This is a genomic window from bacterium (genome assembly GCA_036382775.1).
Lineage (GTDB): Bacteria > Hydrothermota > Tepidihabitantia > SM23-42 > JAOAFX01 > DASVHD01.
The window spans coordinates 23,560-45,531 of the sequence record DASVHD010000046.1 but is presented as its reverse complement, the minus strand read 5'-3'; the positions used below and the strand labels follow the sequence as shown (position 1 = coordinate 45,531).

Sequence of the window (21,972 nt, the reverse complement as noted above, 5' to 3'; positions counted from 1 at the left end):
TCTCATGGCACCCCCATCAGGTCTTTTTCTTATTCCGATAGAATAAAAAACAGATGCCGCCGATCAACGTCAGGATAAAGAACATGAAGAACGACACCAGCGACATCGTGAACGAAACCGCGCTGTCAAGCCCCACCCTGGAAAAGAAGATCACGTAAGCGTTCTCCCGCACGCCCAGCGCGTTCAAAGAAACCGGGATCATGGAAATGATGTTGATGATCGGCACGTAGATGAAAAAAGGCAGGATGCCGGTCTGAAAATTTCCCAGACTGCGGAGAACGAACATCGGCGCGATCGCCAGGAGCGCCTGGATCACCATGGACTGGAGCACGCAGAAGGCAAGAAGCCCCCACGCGCCGCCATAGCCGGTCATCATCCGGTGGAGATTGCTCAGGCGTTCGCCCAGCCGAAAGATCCTTATTTTTTGCAGCCACGGCGTGAAAAATGCGTACACTTTTTCCGAAAAAAGAAAATAGGTCAGAAGCAGCAGCACAGCCAGACCGATCACCGTAAAGGACAGAAATTCAACCCGACCTTGGAATATCATTACATACAGCACCCAAACAAGAGCGAATAGAAACAGTCCGATGAACCCAAGGATGCGGTCGACAATTACCGTACCCAGCGATTCGGTCCGGCTGGTTGACGGTCCGTATACGATGCGCATCACGTCACCGCCAATGGTTGTCGGGAATACATTGCTGAAAAATATGGATATGAAATAAACTGATAGAGTCCTGAAGAAAGGCATGGAGATCTTCTTATGCTCAAGCAGGAGCTGCCAGCGCCAGGCTGATATGATTATAAAAACCAGATAAACCAACAGCGCCAGCGCCAAATACCTTATATCCATATTGCGCACGTACTGGAGGATCCGACCAAGGTTGCACTTCCACAGCAAAAACGCGATCAGCGCCAGACCGATGACTATCCGCAGGACCGTCCACACCCATTTCATGTCTCGGTTACATCACGGCGTTGAAGTATACGTCCCATTTTTCATTACAGAAGTTTAAGAAATGGGATCATCGATGCTTCTCTGCATCGTTCTTTTCCAGGCGGTCAAGGACCGAACGGATCGATTCTCCGATCAAACCAAGGGAAAAGAACAATATGCCCGACACCACGAGCAAAACGACGAGGTACAGTAGCGGCCTGAACCCGTGGCCGAATATCCTGAGCACGATCGCAACGATCCCCGCCACGACGCCCAGCAAAAAGGAGATCATGCCGATCGTGCCGAAATAAAGAAGCGGCTTCTGCATGAACGTCGCGTGGAATTTCACGGCCAGCAGATCGAACAGGCCGACGACGATCCTTGATTTCTGCTGATACTTGGGAGTACCGTATTTACGCAGTCTTAATGTTACTTTTATTTCCTCGATCTTGAATCCGTACTCATGGGCAAGGGGCACAATATACCGGTGCCACTCCTTGCGCAACGGGATCGCCTGCAGAACATCTTTCTTGAACGCTTTGATCGCGTTCATGTCGTGGACTTTGAGCCTGAATAGTCTACGGCCGCACCAGTTGTAAACATTGGAAACGAATTTTTTCTCGTAAACGCCTTGTTTCCAACCGGTCGCCACGTCCGCACCGTTATCGATCAATTCCACAAGTTTTGGTATGTCATAAAGGTCGAACTGCAGGTCAGCATCAAAGATCACAAGGATCTCGCCCGCCGCCGCGGCTGCGCCGGTCAAAACCGCCTGGGTCTTACCCAGGTTCCGCTTGTGCCGGACAACCTTTAAATAGTCTCTTTTATGCTTGTTCACGGCATCAAAAGTGCTGTCTCTGGAACCGTCGTCAATGACGATAACTTCATAATCCTTATGGTTTTTCATGAATTTGTCTAATTCCTCGACCAGGTATGGGATGTTCTCAACTTCATTATACGCGGGGACCAAAATTGATACTTTCATATCTGATTATATTCATTTATTCTTATTTGTCAAAGGGTCGCACACCTGATTGCATAATAGCTAATAATATATTGGCAAGGCTAAAGCCCCGCTTTGCGGGATCATGACCCTGCCCTACAACGGCAATCTCTTTACTGTAGGGCAAGCCTTCAGGCTTGCGCATCTATCTATTCAGCAGATGATTTCTAATTTCGAGGGCTGACCCCAATTCCCCCTGTCAAAAATAATAACCATGTCAATAGTATATGGCGTCAATAGTGCTTTCTGCTTGACTTTGCTATAAAATAGAATATATTCTCTCCATGCAGGCATATATCGAGGAGATCGGCAAGTACGAAGGCAAGGAAGTCGAGATAAAAGGCTGGCTTTACAACGTGCGCTCATCGGGCAAGGTCTGCTTTCTGCTCATCCGTGACGGCACCGGCATCATCCAGTCGGTCATCAGCCAGGATGACGCAAAACCCGAGATCTTCGAGATCGCCGACAAACTAACCCAGGAGTCATCCCTGGTCATCACGGGCACGGTGCGCGCTGACAAGCGGGCGCCAGGTGGCTACGAGATCATTGCAAAGGACATCAGGATCATCCAATATGCCAAAGATTATCCGATCACGCCCAAAGAACATTCCATTGAGTTCCTGTTGCCGTTACGGCACTTATGGATCCGTTCCAAAAAGCAGAACGCGATCCTGCGGATCCGGCACGAGGTAATAAAGGGCTTGAGGGATTTCCTTGACAACCAGGGGTTCATCAATGCCGACACGCCGATCCTCACACCTGCTGCGGTTGAGGGCACGACCACGCTGTTCCCGGTCGAGTATTACGACGAAACCGTGTATCTCACCCAGAGCGGCCAGTTGTACAACGAAGCGACCGCGGCGTCACTGGGTAAGGTTTATTGCTTCGGACCGACATTCCGCGCGGAAAAATCAAAGACCCGACGCCATCTGACCGAGTTCTGGATGCTGGAACCCGAGATCGCCTTTGCTGGTCTCAACGACATCATGGATACTGAAGAAAATATGGTTTCATATGTCGTTGAACGAGTCCTGGAAAAGAGAAAAGAGGAGTTGAAGATCCTGGAACGCGACCTTGGCAAACTGGAGACAATAAAAAAACCATTCCCGAGGATCACATATAAGGAAGCCGTGGAAATGATCCACAAAAAGGATAAAACATTCAAGGACGGCGATGATTTTGGCGCGCCCCAGGAGACTTTATTGGGCGAAAGCTTTGACCGTCCGATCCTGGTCCATCATTACCCGGCGCACTGCAAGGCTTTCTATATGAAGCGCGATCCCGGGGACGACTCCTTATCTTTAAGCGTTGACATGATCGCGTCCGAAGGTTACGGCGAGATCATCGGCGGCGGCCAGCGCGAGGACGATCATGCGGCGCTGGTCAAGAGAATAAAGGAACACAAGCTCCCTGAGCAGGCTTACAAATGGTATCTGGATCTGCGGCTTTTCGGCACCTACCCCCATGGCGGTTTTGGGCTGGGCCTGGAACGCACGATCGCCTGGATCTGCGGCATTGCGCATGTAAGAGAGACAATACCGTTCCCGAGGATGCTGGAAAAGATATATCCTTAAAGATCAAGCACTAAATTCTAATTACTAAATCCTAAACAAATCCTAAATTCAAAATAATAAACAAAAAACCATGATTTTTCAATACTTTTTCTTTTATCACTGTTATCATTGTGTTTATCACTACGCTATCGTCTGCGTCTCGCTTCATCATAATCATTTTTATATTACAAAAGCGAGGACATCGAAAATTGACTTTAGTCAATTTCACCCCTTGACAAATTAAAAAAATTGATTATAATGACATATATGGTTAAAAAAATTAAGGAGTGTCCATCTTGCGGGCAAGAGATGGTTATTAGCGAATTGAAGTGCCCGAAATGTGATCTGAGAGTGAGTAAAGACATCTCACTATGTCCTTTTTGCCAGTTGAATGAGGACGACTACGAATTTCTCATGGTCTTTCTTCGCACCCAGGGCAGGATCACTGATATGGAGAAAGCGCTGGATACTTCCTACCCCACGATAAAATCAAAGATCGACGATCTGCTGAAAAGTTTGAAGCTCTCTCCCCTGGTTGACGCGGATGATCCGATCGAAGCGCTATCTAATGGAAAAATATCCGTGGATGAAGCAGTCGGCATTCTGAAACAAAGGAGAAAAAAATGAAATTCTGGTTCCATTCTGTTTTCAACGGCATTCTTTTGATCGTGATTGGTGCTGTAATCTGGCTCTCCAACCTTGGCATCATCCATATCACCTGGTACCGCGACTGGCCTGCGATCCTGATCGCCCTCGGTATTGTAGGCGTAATAAGATATTTCATAAAGAAATAATGGTCACGCCCTCAATTGCCTTAATTATTTGAAAGGAGTATATCATGTCCGATGAAAGAAAAAAGATTTTAGAAATGGTAGCCCAGGGCAAGATCACGCCCGACGAGGCCGACCGCCTGCTCGGCGCGCTAAAAGACAACGAGGCGCGCGCGCGGTTCTTCCGGGTCCGGGTCTATAACAAAGGCAGTGATAAACCCAAAGTGAAAGTTGATATACCGGTCGGCGTGCTCAAACTTGCCTCCAGGATGGGCACGATCTTCAAAGGCGTAATGCCGGACGGGTTCACGGTCAATGTCAGCGGCAAAGAAATGAAGCTGGATGATTTTGATCCTGAGATCATCGACAAAGTGGTCAGCGAGATCGCCGAAGGCGGCAGGTTTGTCCTGGCGCAGGTCACGGACGAGGAAAAGAATGAATACGTGGAGGTGTACATTGAGTGAACGTCTGCGGATCCTGAAACTGCTTGAAGAGGGTAAGATAAATGCCGAGGAAGCAGCCCGTCTGTTGGAAGCGCTTAACGGCGGTGAATCAAGAAAGCGACATGGCCCTCCTCATGCGTTCAGTTTCTGGCATACCATGGATTCCATTCCTGAGATGGTCACTTCCGCCATTCATGGTGCGTTTGGCCACGCATCAGCTGAAGAAACCTTGAAATTTTCAAAAAAACAGAAGTTGGAACTCAAGGGTGTCAGTGGTGATATTGACATCTCAGGAAAAGACACTGATATCATAACGATTGAGAAAGATGGTTTTGTGGGCGTAAACGAAAGCCCGGATACGCTCCAGATCAAAGCACTCAGCGGAAACCTTGAAATCACAGTTCCCAAAGCCATCAACCTTGGCATAAAAGGCGTTTCCGGAGACCTCAATATTGCCCATGTGAACGGTATTATCGAAATCGCCACGGTATCAGCCGATATTTGCGGCAAGGACCTGTCAGGCAGCTTGAAAGCGGACATAGTTTCTGGTGATGTTGAACTTGAATATAGCATGATCGACAAGATCGAAATTAAAGAAAAAACTGGTGATGTTTCCATTACGATAAGTAAAGACACAGAAGCGGAAATCGAAGTGGAGACTCGCGAAGGCGAGATTGACTGCGAGTTTGAGCTTAAAGATGCGGTGGAGAAAAACGGTTACTTGAAGGGTACTATCAACAAACCAGGCGGAAAAATTTTTATCAGGAATGAATACGGCGACGTGGCGATACAAAAAAAATAGAAGTTATGAAGCTATGAAGATCGGAAGATTTGATATTTTTATTTTTTATTGTCATAACCTCTTAACTTCATACCTTCCTATCTTCGATCCTCAATGAAGGGGGTAACATGGGCTGCGGTCTGTTTTTTGCGTTTTTGATGATCTTTACCGGTGCGTGGATATGGGCGTCCAACTACGGGATCACATTTTTTTCTTTCTACCGCGACTGGCCCGTATTGATCGTAATCATTGGCTTATGGATCTTTCTAAAACTGCGTCGCAGAAGGTTCTGGAAGCAAAAAAGTAGAGAATAAATGCATCACCGCATCATGGTCCGTCCGTATGAAGAATAAAAAATGACACTTATCTTGATCGCGATAATAAGCGCCGGTGGTCAAGCTGTCTGCGACGCTGATTCGGATTGGTTTTATTTGCCTCCATCCCCGGTTCCAGATTCGACTTCCGGGATCCAACCCGTCCTCTCCCCCGCGCTGATCATCCTGAGCTGCACCGGCGCCGGCAGAGCAGACCTTGATTCCCTGACCTTTGTTGCCGACAGCTTGAACCTGGTATTGGCCACCTGTCACGCGAGCAAAAATCATCGGAGCGCAAACCTTAACGATGCGGATATCATGAAGACAACGGAGAAACTGCTCACGAAATACCCGGTCGACGCGTCCCGCGTGTATGTTTATGGTTTCTCAGGCCAGGGTGTTCAGGCAATGCTGGCGCTGTTCATACACCCGGATGTCTTCCAGGGGCTGGTTTCGGCGTGCGGCCATGCGGGAACCTTATCCATGGCCCAATGGCAGGCATTGGGCAAAAGCGGTAAAGCTATATACCTGATATCCCGGAAAAAAGACTGGAATCTCGAGCAGAACCGATACCTCCACGACCTGTTCCGCGCCAATGACATCCGCGATACATTGGTAATACTGAAAGGAGAACATTCTCCTCCGCCGGCAAGAGAGGTTTTTCGAGCTTGCCAGTGGCTTCTAGTGGATTTTAACAAATCCCCATGATTACAGTGATAAAAAAATAGATCACCGCGATGAAACATCGACTAAATATCGCTGAGATCGTTCCGTAATCGCTGTAATCATGAGAGCGCGAATTTTTTTCTGAGCGCTCTCAACTATTGACAATCCGCGCCGTTTTACTATAATAGGACATGGTAAAAATTCGACTCACAAGAATAGGCAGACGAAAAATACCGGTCTACCGCATAGTTGTTATCGACTCGAAGAAGGCAAGAGACGGCAAATACATCGAGAACGTTGGCCATTACGATCCCCGGACCAAAGAAGTAAAGATCGACCGGGATCGCATTGAGTACTGGATCTCAAAAGGCGCTCAACCTACTGTCAGGGTGGCTAAAATAATCGCTAAAGACAGCAACAAGGAAATTGAAAAAGAGAAAGAGCTAGAACCAGATAAGGAAGAAGGTAAAGGAGGTTCTGATGAAGGAACTAATTGAATACATCGTTAAGGGCCTGGTCGACAATCCAGATAAAGTGGACATCAAAGAGGTCGCTGGCGAGAAGAGCATCATATATGAGCTGCGAGTCGGTGAAGGCGATCTAGGCAAGGTCATTGGCAAAGAAGGCAGAACTGCGAAAGCGATCAGAACGATAATCACCGCGGCCGCCATGAAGCAGGGCAAGCGCGCGGTGCTGGAAATCATCGAGTAACACCTCGCAACGACGGATAGAACCCAATCGAAAACAGATGAAACCATGCGCATGCGAATGAACGTTTCGTGCCTTTTTCATAATTCTTCACTTTACCTCCCCCCGGGGGGAGGTAAAGTGGGCAGAATATAGATCCCGCGTCAGCGCTATTTTTATCCCATGAACTTTAATATCATAACACTATTCCCTGAATATTTTAACGGCGCGTTAAATTGCGGTATTCTGAGGATCGCCCGGGAGAAAGGGTTGGTCGGCGTTGCCTTCACGAATCCCCGTGATTTTGCGGATGGCGGCTATGTCGATGACTACATGTTCGGCGGCGGCGCCGGCATGGTGCTGCAGCCCGAGCCACTGGCCAGGGCCATTGCCGACGCGCAAAAAAAGCTGAAGGCTGTCACCAACCCGCCGATCCTTATTGATTTTACGCCGAAAGGGAATTTGCTTAACCAGGATATGGTGAAAAAGCTGGCAACAAAAAATGAAAATTATATTTTGATCTGCGGCCGGTACAAAGGTATCGATGCCCGCATTGACGAAATGTTCGATCTGACCCACATGTCGATCGGTGATTATATCCTGGCCGGCGGTGAAACCGCGGCCCTGACCGTTATCGAGGCGGTCACGCGCCTGCTTCCAGGCGTGCTGGGCAATAAAGATTCGGCTGAAACCGACTCCCTGCACAATGGGCTGTTGGAAGCGCCGATCTATACACGGCCTTGCGTTTTCAGAAAATTTGAGGTTCCGCAAGTCTTAAGAAACGGGAATCACAAAGCGACAGCTGAATGGCGCCAAAAAGAATCATTACGGCTGACGCTGGCAAGACGTCCGGACCTGATCCCCGTTAAAAAGTACACAAAGAATGATCTGGGAATTTTATTGGAGGTCCTCAATGACAAAGACAGCTAAGACCGCAACGTTTAGACCGGGTGACCTGATCCGGGTATATATCAAGATCGTTGAAGGCGACAAAACAAGGATCGCGCCGTTCCAAGGCGTGGTGATCGCCACTAAAGGAAGCGGTATCAGTAAGACATTTACCGTTAGAAAAGTATCGGCGGGTATCGGTATCGAGCGCATTTTCCCCTTTCACTCACCGATGATCCAGAAAATTGAACTAAAGAAAGCCGGCAAGGTGCGGCGTGCGAAATTGACGTACCTGCGTCAGAAAAAGGCCAGAAAGATGAAAACTGCGGAAACAACTGGCGCGGAGACAACAGAGGTAAAGACCGAGGCTGCGGAAACGGTTGCCAGTGGAAAGCCGACAGAAAAACCGCCTGAGAAGCCAGCTGAGAAGCCCGAACAAAAGGGCAAAGAAAAAATTCAAGAGAAGGAAAAGGAGAAAGGCAAGGAGAAACCAGGTGCTGGCGCTCCCGGACAAAAGCCTATGGATAAAGCATAATTACATTGCCGGCTGCGATGAGGCAGGACGAGGACCGCTTGCCGGACCGGTCGTAGCCGCAGCTGTAATACTTCCCAGAAATTTCGAAGATCCAGAAATCGACGATTCCAAAAAACTGACCGCTGTACAGCGTGAAAAGCTGTTCAAAGTCATTATCCACTCGGCAGTTTCGTACGCGTTCGGCATAGTTGACCACGAAACCATCGATCGCATCAACATTCTAAATGCCACGAAAAAAGCCATGTACCAGGCGGTCATCAGTCTGTCGCCGGTACCGGAGGTCGTGCTCATCGATGCGGTCAAGATCCCGGATCTGCCCGCGGGGTACGAGCAGATGTCCCTGATTAAAGGTGACACCCTGAGCATATCGATCGCGGCCGCTTCGATCCTGGCCAAAGTCCACCGGGACGCCATTATGCGTAAGTACCATGAAAAATACCCCCAGTACCATTTTGACCAGCACAAAGGATATCCGACCAGGCTGCACCGTTCGTGCATTCAAAAACACGGCCCCTGCCCGATCCATCGGATGACGTTTAAATTACTTTAAAAATTCCAAATTCCAAGTGCCAAATCCCAAACAAATCTCAAATACCAAGTGAAAAATAAAAATAAGATTACAAAACACACGATGAACCCTGCTTCCTTTTTTGTCATTGCGAGGAGTCCCGCAGGGACGACGAAGCAATCTCGATGAACCGAAAAGAAAAACTTAGATTGCTTCGCACAGGAATCACTCGCAATGACGGAACTTATTTAGAATTTATACGTTCTTTGACAAGATGATCGGATTAAACCGTAAGAAAATCGGTGACCGCGGGGAACTACTCGCCCGCAAGTTCTTCACGGACAAAAGCTACATCGTGGTCGCCCGCAATTTCCGCTGCCGCTACGGCGAGATCGACCTTGTTCTGAGAAAGGACAAATCCTTCAGGTTCGTCGAGGTGAAATTCCGGCGGTCCATGGAATATGGCCTGCCCCAGGAGTCGGTAATCCGGAAAAAACAGCGGCGGATCCGCAATGCGGCGACGTACTGGCTGCGTCTGCGCCATGTTTCGGTCATGAACACCGACTGCGATTTCCATTTTGACGTCCTGGCGATATCCGAGTCGTCCCGGGGCAAGATCGAGTACGAGCTCATCGAAGACGCCTTTTGATAAAAGTGAGATTCTTCGGGTTCCTTGCGAAACCCTCAGAATGACCCTTCCATCTATCCTTCTGACCCGGAGAGAAACGAAGGGGAAGAATCTAATTATCTTGATTTTGGTGCTTTTTTAACTATCATTAACCGTGAAGTGTCCCCAATGCGGCGTTGAAAATCCCGCGCAGAATAAATTCTGCGGCGAGTGCGGTTTCAACCTGAAAGCGACCGCCGCGGTCGACCGCATGAACATCATCAAAAAAGACATCCCCGACGCGCTGGTAAAAAAGATCCTGGGCGTGAAGGACACCATTGAAAAGGAGCGTCGTAATGTCACGGTCATCTTCGCCGACATCTCGGGGTTCACGACGATGTCGGAAAAGCTGGATCCCGAGGAGCTCACCGCGCTAATGAACGAGTGTTTCCGCAAGCTGTCCATGATGGTCTACCGCTACGAAGGCATCATCGATAAATTTATCGGCGACTGCATCATGGCGATCTTCGGCGCGCCGGTCACGCACGAGGACGACCCGGAACGGGCGGTACTGGCCGGTCTCGATCTGCAGACCGCTATCAACGAGATCAACGCACGTCTGGAAACCCAGACCGGCAAAACATTCAAGAAACTGGAGATCCATACCGGGATCAACTCGGGCGAGGTTATCGCCGGCAAAGTCGGGTCCGACCTCCAGATGGATTATACGGTCATGGGCGACACGGTCAATGTCGCCCAGAGGCTCAAGGATATCGCTACGCCGGGAACGATCGTCGTCGGTCCCGAGACCTTCCGCCGGACCCGTCACGCCTTCGATTACATGAGTTCTGAGCCGGTCCAGTTGAAGGGCAAGGCGGAAAGTATTAATCCCTACGAGGTCATCGGTCGAAAATGGGGTTCCGAATTCGGATCCAGCACGGTACATTCGGATCTGATCGGCCGGGACAAGGAGTTAAACAAACTCAAGGAAGGATATACGGAACTGATCAAAAACAAACCGCGAAACTTTCTTATCAAAGGCGAGATCGGCGTCGGCAAATCCCGGCTTTTGTATGAATTCAGGAAATACCTGTCGATCACGGCCCCGGATATCGTGTTGCTTGAAGACCGCGGTGTATCCTATGAAAGCTCGATCCCCCTCAAATCATTCTATGATTGTTTCACCCGTTATTTTCTCAGTGATGAGATGAAAATAACCGAGGCGTCAAAGGACAAGATCATCGCGAAGATCAACGACCTCCTGGGTGCGGATGCCCCCGATATAGCGCCATACCTTTACAAACTGCTCAATATCGAACTCTGCAAGGACGACCAGGAAAAGATCATCCACCTGGACAGCCATTCACTGCAGCTGCAGATATTCCTGGCCGTGGCAACTCTCGTCGAGAAGCTTGCCGAGAAAAAAAGAGTGATCTTTATATTCGACGATCTGCAATGGTCAGACCTGACATCCAATGAGCTCATCAGTTTCCTGCTGTCGATGGTAAAGAAAGGAAGTGTTTCTTTCTACCTCAGCTACCGCAGCGGCGAGCCGGAAAATCTCAAGAAGATCTTTGAGACGCTAAAAAACGAGCTTGCTGATCACACGACCGAGATAACGCTCAACAACCTTGGTCCTGAAGACAGCGCGCGGCTCGTCGGTAACCTTGCGGGAACAACGATCTCAGAAGATCTAAAAAAGCAGATCATTGAGAAAAGCGGCGGTAATCCATTTTTTATCGAGGAGATCGTCCGGAATATGCTCGAAACCGGCACAAAAACACCTGCGGGCAGATCGGATGGACCTGAGGTTCATGGCCGTGACAAAAGCAGGATCCAGGTCCCGGGTTCTATAGAGTCGGCTGTCACATCAAGGCTTGACGCGCTGAGCAAGGAAGCCAAACACATCATCAAAACCGCATCGATCATCGGCCGGTTCTTTCCCTTAAGGCTATTAGAAGAGGTTATCAAGGAAAAGGAAATCTACCGGCATGTCGAAGAACTGGAAAACGGTGAATTTTTGATCAAGGTCAACCATAAAAATATGATCTATTATTCGTTCCGGCATCCGATCTTTCAAGAAGTCACTTATCACAGCCTGCTGAAGAGCGAGCGGGCGATCTATCATAAAGTCATTGCGGATACGGTCGAGACGCAGTTTAATGGTAAAGATGATATTGAAGGATACAACGCGACCCTGGCGTATCATTTCTTGAACTGCCAGGATCTGCCGAAAGCTCTTGAGTATTCGGTGAAAGCCGGCAATGAAGCCGCTGCCATTTTTGCCAGTGATGAAGCTTTCAAGTATTACAGCCAGGGATTGGCGATCGCTGAAAACAATGCCGACAAAGTTGCGATCCTTGAAAAAATGTGCGAACTGGAACATCTCACGGGCAGGATCGACGACGCGTATAAACACGTGAACGAAGCCCTGGAATGGGCCAAAGACCCTGAAACCATAGCCCATCTTACCGGCATGAAAGGCAAGCTGATAGCGGATATGGGAAAGCTGGATGATGGTCTAGCCATGATGAAACAGGCGCTGTCCGGGTACCGCGACCAGAACAACATCAATTATCTGCACCTGTCCTTTTATCTTGCTGATCTGTTACTGGAAAGGAAAGCGGACCTGGCTCAGGCTGCGGAGCTGATCGATAGCGCGATCGCCATTGCTCAACGGATCAACGACACCAAATCTATCGGCCACGGTCTCCGCATGAAAGGACAGATCGTGTGGCGCAAAGGTGACAGCAATTCATCAATGAAACTGCTCAAGGAAGCGGAACAGACCTATCTGTCCGTCGACAGCAAGAACGACCTTGCATCGCTGTACGTGCTTATGGGCGTGGTCTCGCGGTCCATGGGCAACATCCCCACGGCGATCGATCATCTAGAGAAATCCATTGATATTGCGGCGCGCATCGGCAGCAAGAAACTGCAGGCGATCGCGCACAATAATCTGGGCATTTATTATAATCTTCTCGGCGATATTAAAAGCGGGCTTGCCAGCCATGAAAAAAATCTCGCGCTGAGGAATGAGATCGGCGATGAACGCGGCGCCGCGATCGCGTACGGCAATATCGGTATAATCTACAACCAGACCGGGGACTGGGATAAAGCCCTGGAATACTACCACAAAGCGCAGGATATCCTGGAAAGAGTCAATGATCTGCGGGGACAGATAAACAACATGCTCTCATTCAGTCCCTTGATGATGGCAATGAATGAAATCGACCAGGCGCGCGAACTTCATAAAAAAGTGCTGGCGATGGCCGAAGCCACGCATGACGACCTGCTGATCTATACGGTAAAAGAGCATATATCGACCGACCTGCTCCTTGCCGACGACGTCGATCAAGCCCTGGCGATCATCGATGGCATTAAGGAAAATGTCCTCAAACTCGGAAACAAAGCCCTGGTCACCGATCTCAAGCTGCAATACGCGCTCATCCTTTCGCTTAAAGGCAGCCCTGAAGCCCTGATCGCGGCGCAGGAAGCTTTTAGGCTCGCGACCGAATCAAAAACCAAGGAGCACGAGATCCATGGCTTGCGGATCCTTGGCAAGACGCAGGTAATGACCGGTCAGGATAAAGATATAGTGGAAGGTCTGATGAACATCAAACGGGCGATCAGCATCGCCAGCGAGATCGGGTATATCCCGGACATCGCTGACAGCCAGCTGGCGCTCGCCGAAGCGCTCATTGCATGCAAGAAAGAAAAACAGGCGCTTGAATATTTAAACCAGGCAAAGGAGATATACACGCGGTTGAAGAGTAAAATAAAGCTTAAAAAAATCGAAAATTTGCTGAAGACGATCCAGAAATAAATAGCGAATAAAACGAATGATAGCGAATTAAGCGAATTAATCATAAAATATTCGATTCATTGGTTGCCTTTCGTAACATTTGTAAACTCTTTTTTCTCTAAGAAAAGAATACCCCGCCGGTGTAAACATATCCAGCGGGGTATTTTTTCTGATTGATTTTTTTGGTTTATTCTTTGCCGCTAAAAGGCGGGTATTTGTCGGTCATATTCGACATATAGACATTGACGCGCAAACCCCAGCGATATAGCCCCAGAACAAAATCGAACATTCCTTTCGGGTACTTCCCGGTGAAAAGGATGGCCCACCAGGCGATAAACATCACGACCGAGGCCGCTATGCTATAGAAGAACAAACAAAAACCATGAGGTATCCCGACATAGATACCGCCGAACAAGGTCCTCAGAATCAATATTCCACGAGAAAGTTTCTCGGGATAATCAACTGTAAATTTAACTGGCGATCCTTCCATGCTACCTCCTTTTTTTAAGCAGCTGTTTCGCCTATGATTTGTAGCCAGAAATCACTTATTATTATCTATATTATACATATTATTGACCAATTGTCAAGCAGGAATTCAGCGTATCAGAAGATCAGATTATCCCACAGGGACACCATTTATTAGAGGATTTCTTACAAGATTGTCATGGTATTAGGAACCTGTTTTCCTGATGTCCTGATGTCTTGATGCCTTTTCCCGTGATCTGACATACTGACAACACAATAGCTGAACACACACAATCAAAACCCCCTCACCTGTTTCCTCTCCCCCTTTTAAAGGGGGAGAGGGTAAGGGTGAGGAGAATTTCATAGAATTCTAAATTAAGAACCTATCTATTGTTCAGTATTTGGAATCTTGTATTTAGAGTGTAGAATCCATTTTGTTTCTGATTACAGCTATATGTAAAGGCGTTGTCCCACAGCAGCCACCGATGATCCGGACGCCAGCGCTGACCAGAGCTTGTGCTTTTTCAGCGAAAAAGCCGGGACTCTCGGGATAAACCGGCTTATTTGCCTTGAGCACGGGCAGGCCTGCATTCGGCCGGATGGATATAGGCACACGCGCCGACCTGGCGAATTGCGTTGCTATTTCTATCATGTTCCCGATGCCGTTGCCGCAATTTGACCCGACCGCGTCGGCGCCCACGGCCTCGAGTTCCTTTACCACTTGCTCTATGTTGTTACCCATGATCGTAAAATACCCGCGCCGGGTTTTATCAAAGGTCATGGCTGCGAAAACGGGGATATGCGGCGCTTCTTTTTTCGCGGCCTGGACCGCGATCACCGCTTCCCTCAGGTCGGTCATGGTTTCAACCCATATGATATCGATCCCGGCATGAATAAGCACCTGCATCTGCCTTTCATAACTGCTTTGCACGGCTGCCGGTTCTGTATCGCCAAAAGGCTTCATGATCCTGCCCGATGGTCCGATACAGGCGGCGACATAGGCTTTGCTGCCAGCCACTGCTCTGGTTATAGCCACCGCGGCTTTATTGATCTCCTTAAAACGGTGCTCGAGCTTGTGCCGGGCGAGTTTCAAGGGATTTGCACCGAAAGTGCATGTTTCCAGGATCTCGGCGCCTGCGTCAAGGTACTTGCGGTTTATTTCTGAGATCATCTCCGGGTTTGTCTCATTAAAAAGTTCAGGGCATTCGCCGGCTTTAAGACCGCGATCAATGAGCATAGTTCCCATTGCGCCGTCAGCGATAATTATGCGTTTTTCTTTTAATCTTTTAGAGAATTTTTTCATAATTTTCCTGGAGTTAAGCCGTCAGGCTTTTATAAAACTCTTACGAGTTAACTCCTATGCTCTTCATCCTTATCTTCCCCTCTTCCCTTCATCTCTTCATCATTGCTTTCACCCGTTCCACCGCGCTCACGGCATCCGCCAAATTTTCCAAATCTTCAGTGTGATTTGGCTGAAAATTTGAGCGTCCCGAGGTTTATGCGCGTATAGCGCATCGAGGGATTTCATTTGGCTCTACGTTGCATTATTAACGCCTTCACCCGTTCCACCGCACTCACGGCATCATACCCATACGAATCCGCGCCGATCTCTTTCGCGTATTCCTGAGTCACGGGCGCGCCTCCGATAATGGTTTTAACTTTCAATTTTTTTTCTTTGACCAGATCCACTACTTCTTTCATAACGGGCATGGTGGTGGTTAATAGAGAAGACATGCCGATCACCTGGGCCTTCTCCTTTTGTGCAGTTGCCACGAACTTATCCGGCGACACATCACTGCCCAGGTCGATGACCTCAAACCCCGCGCCTTTAAGCATGATGCCCACCAGGTTCTTGCCGATATCATGGATATCACCCTGGACCGTGCCCAGTACGACCCTGCCCAAACCGGGTGCACCGCTCTTTTCTAGCAATGGCTTGATGATATCCATGCCGGCATTCATGGCCTGCGCTGATAACAGCACTTCAGGCAGAAATATCTCATGTTCCTTGAACTTCGCGCCCACGATCTCCATACCGGAAATTAGTCCCTTATTCAATATATCTTTGGCCGCGATCCCCTGCTTTACCGCGTCCTGCGTGAGCTTTCCCACGCCTGTATCATCGCCTTGCACCAAAGCCGTTTCTATCTGCTTAACAATATTCATTCGGCATATCCTCCTTTCACCCCCACCTCTATCCTCCCCCCTCGAGGGGGAGGGTAAGGGAGAGGGGCAGCTTTCCCATCCCATATTTTTTCGCTTCCGCCAAATTTTCCCAAATCCTATGTATAATTTGGTTGAAAATTTGAGCGTCCCGAGGTTTATGCGCTGCAAAGCGCATCGAGGGATCCCTTATTATCAGCAATCGCATGACCTCTCCGGTAATTTCTCCATCCCGTATCTAATTGCCTCATTTTTTATCAACTTTCCCAGTTCCTCTTTCACCTTATCTTCAAGTTTCGATGGCTCGTATTCGCTTATCAGTTTTTTGACCTCGGCAAGCGCTCTCTGATCGATCGTTTTGGCCCCGGTTTCCTGCCACCGCGGCCGGTTCGCCCGGTCAATAACGTTGCCCGGCATATAATGCTCTTGTTTAAGGTGCGTGCGCGTGTGCTTGGAGATCAGCAGGTGCTTATTCTTTAACAACTCCTGGAAAAGCCCCATCGCCGGGAAATCATCGTCTCTTGGTTCAATGCCCCGGGTCATGCGCAATACCATGCCGCAGATTTCGTTGTCGACCACCAGTTTTTCCAGGCTCTGGCAGGATTCAAAATCCAGCATGCCCGGACCCGATATGTTATTTATTCCGGCAAGCGCCGCCAGGGTCGCGCCCATTGCCGATTCCAGACCGGCCTGCGCGTCTAAAAGTTTGGCGTCACTCAGCGAGATATAGGCCTGCGTGGGTAATCCAAGATATTTTCCGATCTCGTTATACGCGCAATCGATCATCTGGGTCTCGATCGCGCCCATGGGCGTGGTCTCGTACCGCACGTCAAAGATCGCCGGCGATCCGCCATAAAGGACCGGCGTGCCGGGGTTAGCAAGCTGGCTCAAAACGATCCCGCTAATGGTTTCCGCCGTGTGCTGGATCAATGTTCCCACCAGGGTCACGGGCGCCATGAAACCGGCCAATGGCATGGAAATTATCTCCACGGGGATGCCGTAGCGCGCGCAGTCCAAAAGGTTCTGGCTCGTCGCGTCGCTCCATTTCAAAGGCGCGGACGGACAGCAGGAAAATACTGTTAAGGGTTTTTCCGCGAGCGACTTTTCACTGCCGCGCACTGCGATCTGCATGTCTTTCATCACATTGAACGAATCGATCGTGAATGCGCCCGTGACCACGGGCTTTTCGCAGTAAAGCAGACTTAAAAATAACCTATAACTGTCAGATATTTTTTCGTGCACGTCCGAAGGAATGAACGCGGTCGCCTGGGACGCGATATTTTTCAGGCGGCTCACCAGCTTTGCGTACATGACATAATCCGCGGTCACAGGCCGCCTAATCCTGCCTGATTGGTCCAGGATATTGAGCGCGGCTGAACCGGGCGTGAAATAGACATTATAGCCTGAGAAGTCATGGGTTTGATTTCCCGTAACATCGTACAGTTTGAACGAACGCGGAACTGTTTTAAGCGACCGGTCGATCAAATCATTGGTGAATTTAACATGATAATCTTCTCCCTTGACCTCTGCCCCATTTTCAGCCAGCAGGTCAAGCACTGTCTTGTTATGGATAGTCATGCCCAGTTGGCACAAAATTACGCGGGCTTCAGAGATTATTTTCTTTATCAGTTCATCATCTAAAAACTTCAGTTTTGGCCGCATGCCGATACTCCCTTCGATTATGGTCATATTTTATACATTATGTCACAGAATACAAGCATGAATTGGCGTGTCTAACTATTTAAAAATGTGGGACAAACCTTCAGGTTTGCGGATTATGATGTTTTAAGCAAAACTAACCAATGGTTCCGTAAGAACCATTGGTTCTGGAGGCAAGCCCCGTATTGCGGGATCATGACCTTGCCCTACTTTTTCTATGTCATTCCCGCCCCGTATCAAGTACGGGGTAAACTCCAGCGGGAACCCAGTCCGTATTTGTCATTCCGTGTTTAACACGGAATTCAGTTCTTTTCATCTGGACTCCTGCGTTCGCAGGAGTGACGGGCGAAGACTAAGCTCTTCCCAACTCTTAAAATTCCTCTCCCCTTGTGGCAACATCAAAACATCAACTTTCAATAATAACTGATATCCCTTTATGGGGAGAGGGTAAGGGTGAGGGGTATCCTTAACTGTTGACACGGAATCCAGTCTGAATACCATATTTATGCGCATGGAAACCAGATCCAGAAAAAATCTCATCATTATTCTGATGGTAGTCCTTGTTGTTATCACCTTCCTCACTTTCTTGCCGTCACTTAACAACGGGTATACCAACTGGGATGATTCCACTCTGATCCTAGAAAACTCCGATATTCAGACATTGTCATGGTCAAACATTGCGACGATTTTATCTTCATCGTATGTCGGCACGTATATCCCCCTGACCATGCTTTCATTCGCGCTGGAGTATCGGTGTTCAGGTCAAATGTTCAACCCGCGAGTCTCTCACACTACTAATCTTGTTTTACATCTATTCAATACCCTGCTCGTATTTTATCTATTTTATCTTCTCTCTCAAAACCTGACGACAGCTTTTATTGTATCTATCTTGTTCGCTCTCCACCCTCTCCACGTGGAATCTGTCGCATGGGCGACCGAACGTAAGGATATGCTCTATTCGATGTTTTTCTTAAGCGCCTTGATCATTTATATAATTTTTCTAAACCGTCGTAAACTTACATATTATCTGTTAACTATTTTCCTGTTTGTTTTATCGATCTTCGCAAAGCCCATGGCAATGACGCTACCGCTCGTTTTGGTACTGTTTGATTATCTTCACCAACGCCGGCTGACCATAAAAATACTATTGGAAAAGATCCCGCTGTTCTGTATCTCCATCCTCTTTCTCGTAATCAACATTCTGGCGCAACAGACGCTTCACAGCGCGCAGTTGAAAGTACCCGCAAATATCTTTGTGGCATGCCGCAATATAATATTTTATCTAAGCAAGCTCTTTGCGCCCTTTAACCTATCTGCATTCTACCCTTACCCAAATAACATCAATCGGATCCTGTCCCTGCCCCTTGATTATCTCCTGGCGCCGCTTGCGGTCATCGGGTTTGGCGTAATACTGTGGCTCCTGTATGTGCGGAAAACAACTAAAAGAGCCGTATTCGCCAGCCTGTTCTTTATCATCACTGTTTTCCCGGTCATCCAGCTCGTGCCTCTGGTTGGTTTTGCCATCGCGGCAGAACGGTACATGTATGCGCCATCGCTGGGAGTTCTTTTCCTGCTTGTTCTGGGATTTTTATGGCTGTATAATTATCTAAAGCGGAATTATCGGCTGTTCTGGCTGAATGCGGTATCTTTTATCCTGGCCGGGGTCATTGTCGCGCTTGCGGTCCTGAGTTTCAACCGCTGCTATGCCTGGAAAGACAGCATTACGCTTTGGAATAATGTGCTCACGCAATTCCCTGATAACCCTGTGGCATTGAATAACCGCGGCTTAGCATATTTTCAAATAGCTGACTCGACCGTCCCGGGTTTGGACAGGACCGATTATTACAGCAAAGCACTGGCAGATTTTAACCGTGCGATCGCCATCGAACCAAACATTGCTTACTTCCACGAGCAGCGCGGCTTTTTGTATCAAAAAACTCATAAGTTCGATGAAGCGCTGGCTGACTACAACCGCGCGCTCGAGCTCGACCCAACATATGCACAGGTGTACAATGACCGCGGCATTATTTATTTCAACTCCGGCGATCTGGGAAAAGCTCTAGCCGACTATAATCAGGCATTGAAGATAAACCCTAAATTACCCATGGCGTACATGAACCGCGGTGACCTGCGGTTTGTGCAAAAAAGGTATTTTGACGCGATCGATGACTATTCCCGGAGTATTAAGTTAAACGATAGATACAGCGATGCCTATTATAACCGGGGCGTGGCGTATGGCAGGACCGGGCAGTATGACCGGGCGATAGCTGATTACGACCGCGCGCTGATCCTGGATCCCAAAAAGGCCGCGGCATACCACAACCGCGGCAATATCTATTTGAACGCGGCGGAGTTCGGGCTGGCGCTGGCAGATTATAACAAAGCCTTGGAACTGGATACAATGTACACCACCGCCTATTACTACCGCGGCATGGCCGAATACCAGCTGGGGATGTCTGAGAAGGCGCTCGAGGATGTGCTTAAAGCCCGCTCCCTGGGCTTCCCGGTACCGCCGGAAGTGGTGGAAGAAATAAAAAAACGGAAATAGTCTTTTTGGTCTATTTGGTTTTTTTAGTCTATTTGGTTTAAGGCTGCCATCTATTTAAAGAAATATATCACCATTAGATTTCGCAGTCCCTTTTTTGTCATTGCGAGCGATCTTTGTGCGCTACATTAGGAAAATTAAAATGCTGGTGTCCCGAGGAACGAGGGGAAGCAATCTCATCTGTTTTCTGTCCGCCCCGTCAGCAATAGCATTTCCAATCGGGGTCATTCCCGAGCAATCGGGAATCCGGTTTTGGTTTTTTAAAATGCAGCCGCACCCTTCAGAGTGCGCGTATCTTATGCAGGTAGGCGCTATCATCCTGGTGTTATAGACAACAAATCCCGTTAGAGAACTCTACTATTACATAGGAATGCGCAACAGTATTATTGAACCTCTGTCTGCTTTGTTAGGAACCAACCACCGATTGAAGTCGGTGATTTTCTCTAATGGGACAAACAGCAGGGAAATGCTGAAGGTTCCATTTGAAATCGTGAAGAATACTGGATAAATTTGTGCACAGCAATTTTTTCATAGGTGACCCCAAAATTTTTATTCAATCATGAGAGCGATGAATATTTCTTCAGAGTTCTCTAATAATTTCCTTGACTTTTTCAAAATTATGGTTAATATGCCCTTTAATGGATGGAAATCGCCGTTTGCAATGCTAAATCAATTCATTGAATCCATTTTATTTCTTACCCCAGGAATAAGAAGCCGTTTAATAAACTGCTGGTATCAACATCTTACTGCCCGGTATACCCAACGTGAATGGACATTTATGAATTATGGCTATGCCCATTTGAACGGTGAGGAAAAATTGGCTTTGCTTACCAGTGACGAGGCTGATCGGTATTGCATTCAACTCTATCATCACGTGGCCGCTCCCGCAAACATAATGAACAAAGATGTTCTGGAGGTCGGATCGGGCCGGGGTGGCGGTTGTTTTTATTTGGCCCGGTATCTTAAGCCAAAATCCATTGTCGGTATAGATTTTTCCAAGAACGCAGTAGATCTGTGCAACCGTATATATTCGCAACCCAATCTTTCGTTCCGGGTCGGCGATGCCATGAAAATACCATTTCCCGACCGATCATTTGATGCCGTTATCAACGTTGAATCTTCACATTGTTATCAATCCATGAACGATTTTATCCGTGAAGCAGTACGGGTCTTGAGGCCGGGCGGTTTCTTTTCCTGGACCGACATACTCTGGAAACGCTGCTCAGATAGAACTAACCGGCATTTCCGGGATTCCGGGCTCCGCGCGATAAGGGAATGGGATATCACCTCATCGGTTCTCCGCGCACTTAAACTTGATCACGACGGAAAACTAAACACAATAAAATACCTGGCGCCAAAGTTCATGCACAAGATGATGCGCGAATTCGCGGCAGTAAAAGGAACAAGAGTATATAAATCGCTGGAGAACCGCAAGAGAATATACCTCAGCAAGGTTTTTCAGAAAGTGTGACCCGCCAGAAAAATGAAAGGGTCAACCAAACGCTGGTTTGAAGCCAAAAGTGCCTAAAAGGATTATTAGTCCGAATAATTAACAAAGGCAAGATGCTTTTTCCGTATCTTCATTTCAGTTTTGGCAAATGCTCCACACAAAAACAGCACACAAAAAGGGGTTGGTGAAAACC

General features: G+C 48.2%; 22 protein-coding genes. 16 read left to right on the top strand and 6 right to left on the bottom strand.

The genetic code is table 11. The annotated features are described in order from the left end of the window. Nucleotides 1–16: 16 nt before the first annotated feature. On the bottom strand, nucleotides 17–958 hold the full coding sequence (locus tag VF399_11585) for a lysylphosphatidylglycerol synthase transmembrane domain-containing protein (GenBank protein HEX7320980.1): 942 nt from the start codon (nucleotides 956–958) through the stop codon (nucleotides 17–19). Nucleotides 959–1,025: 67 nt separating this feature from the next. Beyond that, nucleotides 1,026–1,922 (bottom strand): glycosyltransferase family 2 protein, encoded by an 897-nt coding sequence (locus tag VF399_11580; GenBank protein HEX7320979.1) that lies wholly within the window; start codon nucleotides 1,920–1,922, stop codon nucleotides 1,026–1,028. Between the two features lie 302 nt (nucleotides 1,923–2,224). On the opposite strand from VF399_11580, the gene asnS reads away from it, so the two are divergent. The 14 genes from asnS (at nucleotide 2,225) to VF399_11510 (ending at nucleotide 13,518) form a co-directional block, all read left to right on the top strand. Beyond that, on the top strand, nucleotides 2,225–3,514 hold the full coding sequence (asnS, locus tag VF399_11575; GenBank protein ID HEX7320978.1) for an asparagine--tRNA ligase: 1,290 nt from the start codon (nucleotides 2,225–2,227) through the stop codon (nucleotides 3,512–3,514). A 237-nt stretch (nucleotides 3,515–3,751) separates the two neighbouring features. After that, nucleotides 3,752–4,120 (top strand): DUF2089 family protein, encoded by a 369-nt coding sequence (locus VF399_11570; GenBank protein ID HEX7320977.1) that lies wholly within the window; start codon nucleotides 3,752–3,754, stop codon nucleotides 4,118–4,120. Then, complete coding sequence (locus tag VF399_11565) at nucleotides 4,117–4,287, top strand: DUF5668 domain-containing protein (protein ID HEX7320976.1); 171 nt, start codon at nucleotides 4,117–4,119, stop codon at nucleotides 4,285–4,287. The genes VF399_11570 and VF399_11565 overlap by 4 nt, the downstream gene beginning before the upstream one ends. A 44-nt stretch (nucleotides 4,288–4,331) precedes the next feature. Continuing rightward, entirely contained in the window at nucleotides 4,332–4,727 is a 396-nt protein-coding gene (locus VF399_11560) for a hypothetical protein (protein ID HEX7320975.1), read from the top strand. Then, on the top strand, nucleotides 4,720–5,508 hold the full coding sequence (locus VF399_11555; GenBank protein ID HEX7320974.1) for a DUF4097 family beta strand repeat-containing protein: 789 nt from the start codon (nucleotides 4,720–4,722) through the stop codon (nucleotides 5,506–5,508). The genes VF399_11560 and VF399_11555 overlap by 8 nt, the downstream gene beginning before the upstream one ends. Nucleotides 5,509–5,615: 107 nt before the next feature. Beyond that, nucleotides 5,616–5,801, top strand: a complete 186-nt coding sequence (locus VF399_11550) for a DUF5668 domain-containing protein (GenBank protein ID HEX7320973.1) — start codon at nucleotides 5,616–5,618, stop codon at nucleotides 5,799–5,801. A 42-nt stretch (nucleotides 5,802–5,843) separates the two neighbouring features. Further along, nucleotides 5,844–6,509 carry a prolyl oligopeptidase family serine peptidase gene (locus VF399_11545; protein HEX7320972.1) on the top strand — a complete coding sequence of 222 codons (666 nt, stop codon included), beginning with the start codon at nucleotides 5,844–5,846 and terminating at the stop codon, nucleotides 6,507–6,509. A 149-nt stretch (nucleotides 6,510–6,658) separates the two neighbouring features. Further along, nucleotides 6,659–6,964, top strand: a complete 306-nt coding sequence (gene rpsP / locus VF399_11540) for a 30S ribosomal protein S16 (GenBank protein HEX7320971.1) — start codon at nucleotides 6,659–6,661, stop codon at nucleotides 6,962–6,964. After that, entirely contained in the window at nucleotides 6,948–7,178 is a 231-nt protein-coding gene (locus VF399_11535; GenBank protein HEX7320970.1) for a KH domain-containing protein, read from the top strand. Before rpsP ends, VF399_11535 begins: the two co-directional genes overlap by 17 nt. A 159-nt stretch (nucleotides 7,179–7,337) precedes the next feature. Beyond that, nucleotides 7,338–8,084: a tRNA (guanosine(37)-N1)-methyltransferase TrmD gene (gene trmD / locus VF399_11530; GenBank protein ID HEX7320969.1), complete on the top strand. Its 747-nt coding sequence runs from the start codon at nucleotides 7,338–7,340 to the stop codon at nucleotides 8,082–8,084. Next, complete coding sequence (rplS, locus tag VF399_11525; GenBank protein ID HEX7320968.1) at nucleotides 8,068–8,577, top strand: 50S ribosomal protein L19; 510 nt, start codon at nucleotides 8,068–8,070, stop codon at nucleotides 8,575–8,577. Before trmD ends, rplS begins: the two co-directional genes overlap by 17 nt. Continuing rightward, complete coding sequence (locus VF399_11520) at nucleotides 8,465–9,127, top strand: ribonuclease HII (GenBank protein HEX7320967.1); 663 nt, start codon at nucleotides 8,465–8,467, stop codon at nucleotides 9,125–9,127. Before rplS ends, VF399_11520 begins: the two co-directional genes overlap by 113 nt. A gap of 232 nt (nucleotides 9,128–9,359) precedes the next feature. Beyond that, entirely contained in the window at nucleotides 9,360–9,734 is a 375-nt protein-coding gene (locus VF399_11515; protein HEX7320966.1) for a YraN family protein, read from the top strand. A 133-nt stretch (nucleotides 9,735–9,867) separates the two neighbouring features. Then, on the top strand, nucleotides 9,868–13,518 hold the full coding sequence (locus VF399_11510; GenBank protein ID HEX7320965.1) for an adenylate/guanylate cyclase domain-containing protein: 3,651 nt from the start codon (nucleotides 9,868–9,870) through the stop codon (nucleotides 13,516–13,518). Nucleotides 13,519–13,684: 166 nt separating this feature from the next. Here the strand turns inward: VF399_11510 and VF399_11505 are convergent, their stop codons facing one another. The 4 genes from VF399_11505 to VF399_11490 form a co-directional block, all read right to left on the bottom strand. Further along, nucleotides 13,685–13,987 carry a DUF4389 domain-containing protein gene (locus tag VF399_11505; protein ID HEX7320964.1) on the bottom strand — a complete coding sequence of 101 codons (303 nt, stop codon included), beginning with the start codon at nucleotides 13,985–13,987 and terminating at the stop codon, nucleotides 13,685–13,687. Between the two features lie 390 nt (nucleotides 13,988–14,377). Continuing rightward, entirely contained in the window at nucleotides 14,378–15,265 is an 888-nt protein-coding gene (locus tag VF399_11500; GenBank protein ID HEX7320963.1) for a homocysteine S-methyltransferase family protein, read from the bottom strand. A gap of 221 nt (nucleotides 15,266–15,486) precedes the next feature. Then, on the bottom strand, nucleotides 15,487–16,128 hold the full coding sequence (locus tag VF399_11495) for a corrinoid protein (protein ID HEX7320962.1): 642 nt from the start codon (nucleotides 16,126–16,128) through the stop codon (nucleotides 15,487–15,489). 192 nt (nucleotides 16,129–16,320) lie between these two features. Then, nucleotides 16,321–17,814, bottom strand: a complete 1,494-nt coding sequence (locus VF399_11490) for a trimethylamine methyltransferase family protein (GenBank protein ID HEX7320961.1) — start codon at nucleotides 17,812–17,814, stop codon at nucleotides 16,321–16,323. A gap of 481 nt (nucleotides 17,815–18,295) precedes the next feature. Between VF399_11490 and VF399_11485 the strand changes: the two genes are divergently transcribed. Together VF399_11485 and VF399_11480 are read left to right on the top strand one after the other, a co-directional pair. Beyond that, entirely contained in the window at nucleotides 18,296–20,332 is a 2,037-nt protein-coding gene (locus tag VF399_11485; protein HEX7320960.1) for a tetratricopeptide repeat protein, read from the top strand. 775 nt (nucleotides 20,333–21,107) lie between these two features. After that, nucleotides 21,108–21,800, top strand: a complete 693-nt coding sequence (locus tag VF399_11480; protein HEX7320959.1) for a class I SAM-dependent methyltransferase — start codon at nucleotides 21,108–21,110, stop codon at nucleotides 21,798–21,800. The last annotated feature ends 172 nt before the right edge of the window (nucleotides 21,801–21,972 follow it).

Coding starts and splice junctions, on each gene's coding strand:
- VF399_11585 (HEX7320980.1), bottom strand. CDS start 958: ATGAAATGGGTGTGGACGGTCCTGCGGATAGTCATCGGTCTGGCGCTG.
- VF399_11580 (HEX7320979.1), bottom strand. CDS start 1,922: ATGAAAGTATCAATTTTGGTCCCCGCGTATAATGAAGTTGAGAACATC.
- asnS (HEX7320978.1), top strand. CDS start 2,225: ATGCAGGCATATATCGAGGAGATCGGCAAGTACGAAGGCAAGGAAGTC.
- VF399_11570 (HEX7320977.1), top strand. CDS start 3,752: ATGACATATATGGTTAAAAAAATTAAGGAGTGTCCATCTTGCGGGCAA.
- VF399_11565 (HEX7320976.1), top strand. CDS start 4,117: ATGAAATTCTGGTTCCATTCTGTTTTCAACGGCATTCTTTTGATCGTG.
- VF399_11560 (HEX7320975.1), top strand. CDS start 4,332: ATGTCCGATGAAAGAAAAAAGATTTTAGAAATGGTAGCCCAGGGCAAG.
- VF399_11550 (HEX7320973.1), top strand. CDS start 5,616: ATGGGCTGCGGTCTGTTTTTTGCGTTTTTGATGATCTTTACCGGTGCG.
- VF399_11545 (HEX7320972.1), top strand. CDS start 5,844: ATGACACTTATCTTGATCGCGATAATAAGCGCCGGTGGTCAAGCTGTC.
- rpsP (HEX7320971.1), top strand. CDS start 6,659: ATGGTAAAAATTCGACTCACAAGAATAGGCAGACGAAAAATACCGGTC.
- VF399_11535 (HEX7320970.1), top strand. CDS start 6,948: ATGAAGGAACTAATTGAATACATCGTTAAGGGCCTGGTCGACAATCCA.
- trmD (HEX7320969.1), top strand. CDS start 7,338: ATGAACTTTAATATCATAACACTATTCCCTGAATATTTTAACGGCGCG.
- rplS (HEX7320968.1), top strand. CDS start 8,068: ATGACAAAGACAGCTAAGACCGCAACGTTTAGACCGGGTGACCTGATC.
- VF399_11515 (HEX7320966.1), top strand. CDS start 9,360: ATGATCGGATTAAACCGTAAGAAAATCGGTGACCGCGGGGAACTACTC.
- VF399_11505 (HEX7320964.1), bottom strand. CDS start 13,987: ATGGAAGGATCGCCAGTTAAATTTACAGTTGATTATCCCGAGAAACTT.
- VF399_11500 (HEX7320963.1), bottom strand. CDS start 15,265: ATGAAAAAATTCTCTAAAAGATTAAAAGAAAAACGCATAATTATCGCT.
- VF399_11495 (HEX7320962.1), bottom strand. CDS start 16,128: ATGAATATTGTTAAGCAGATAGAAACGGCTTTGGTGCAAGGCGATGAT.
- VF399_11490 (HEX7320961.1), bottom strand. CDS start 17,814: ATGACCATAATCGAAGGGAGTATCGGCATGCGGCCAAAACTGAAGTTT.
- VF399_11485 (HEX7320960.1), top strand. CDS start 18,296: ATGGAAACCAGATCCAGAAAAAATCTCATCATTATTCTGATGGTAGTC.
- VF399_11480 (HEX7320959.1), top strand. CDS start 21,108: ATGAATTATGGCTATGCCCATTTGAACGGTGAGGAAAAATTGGCTTTG.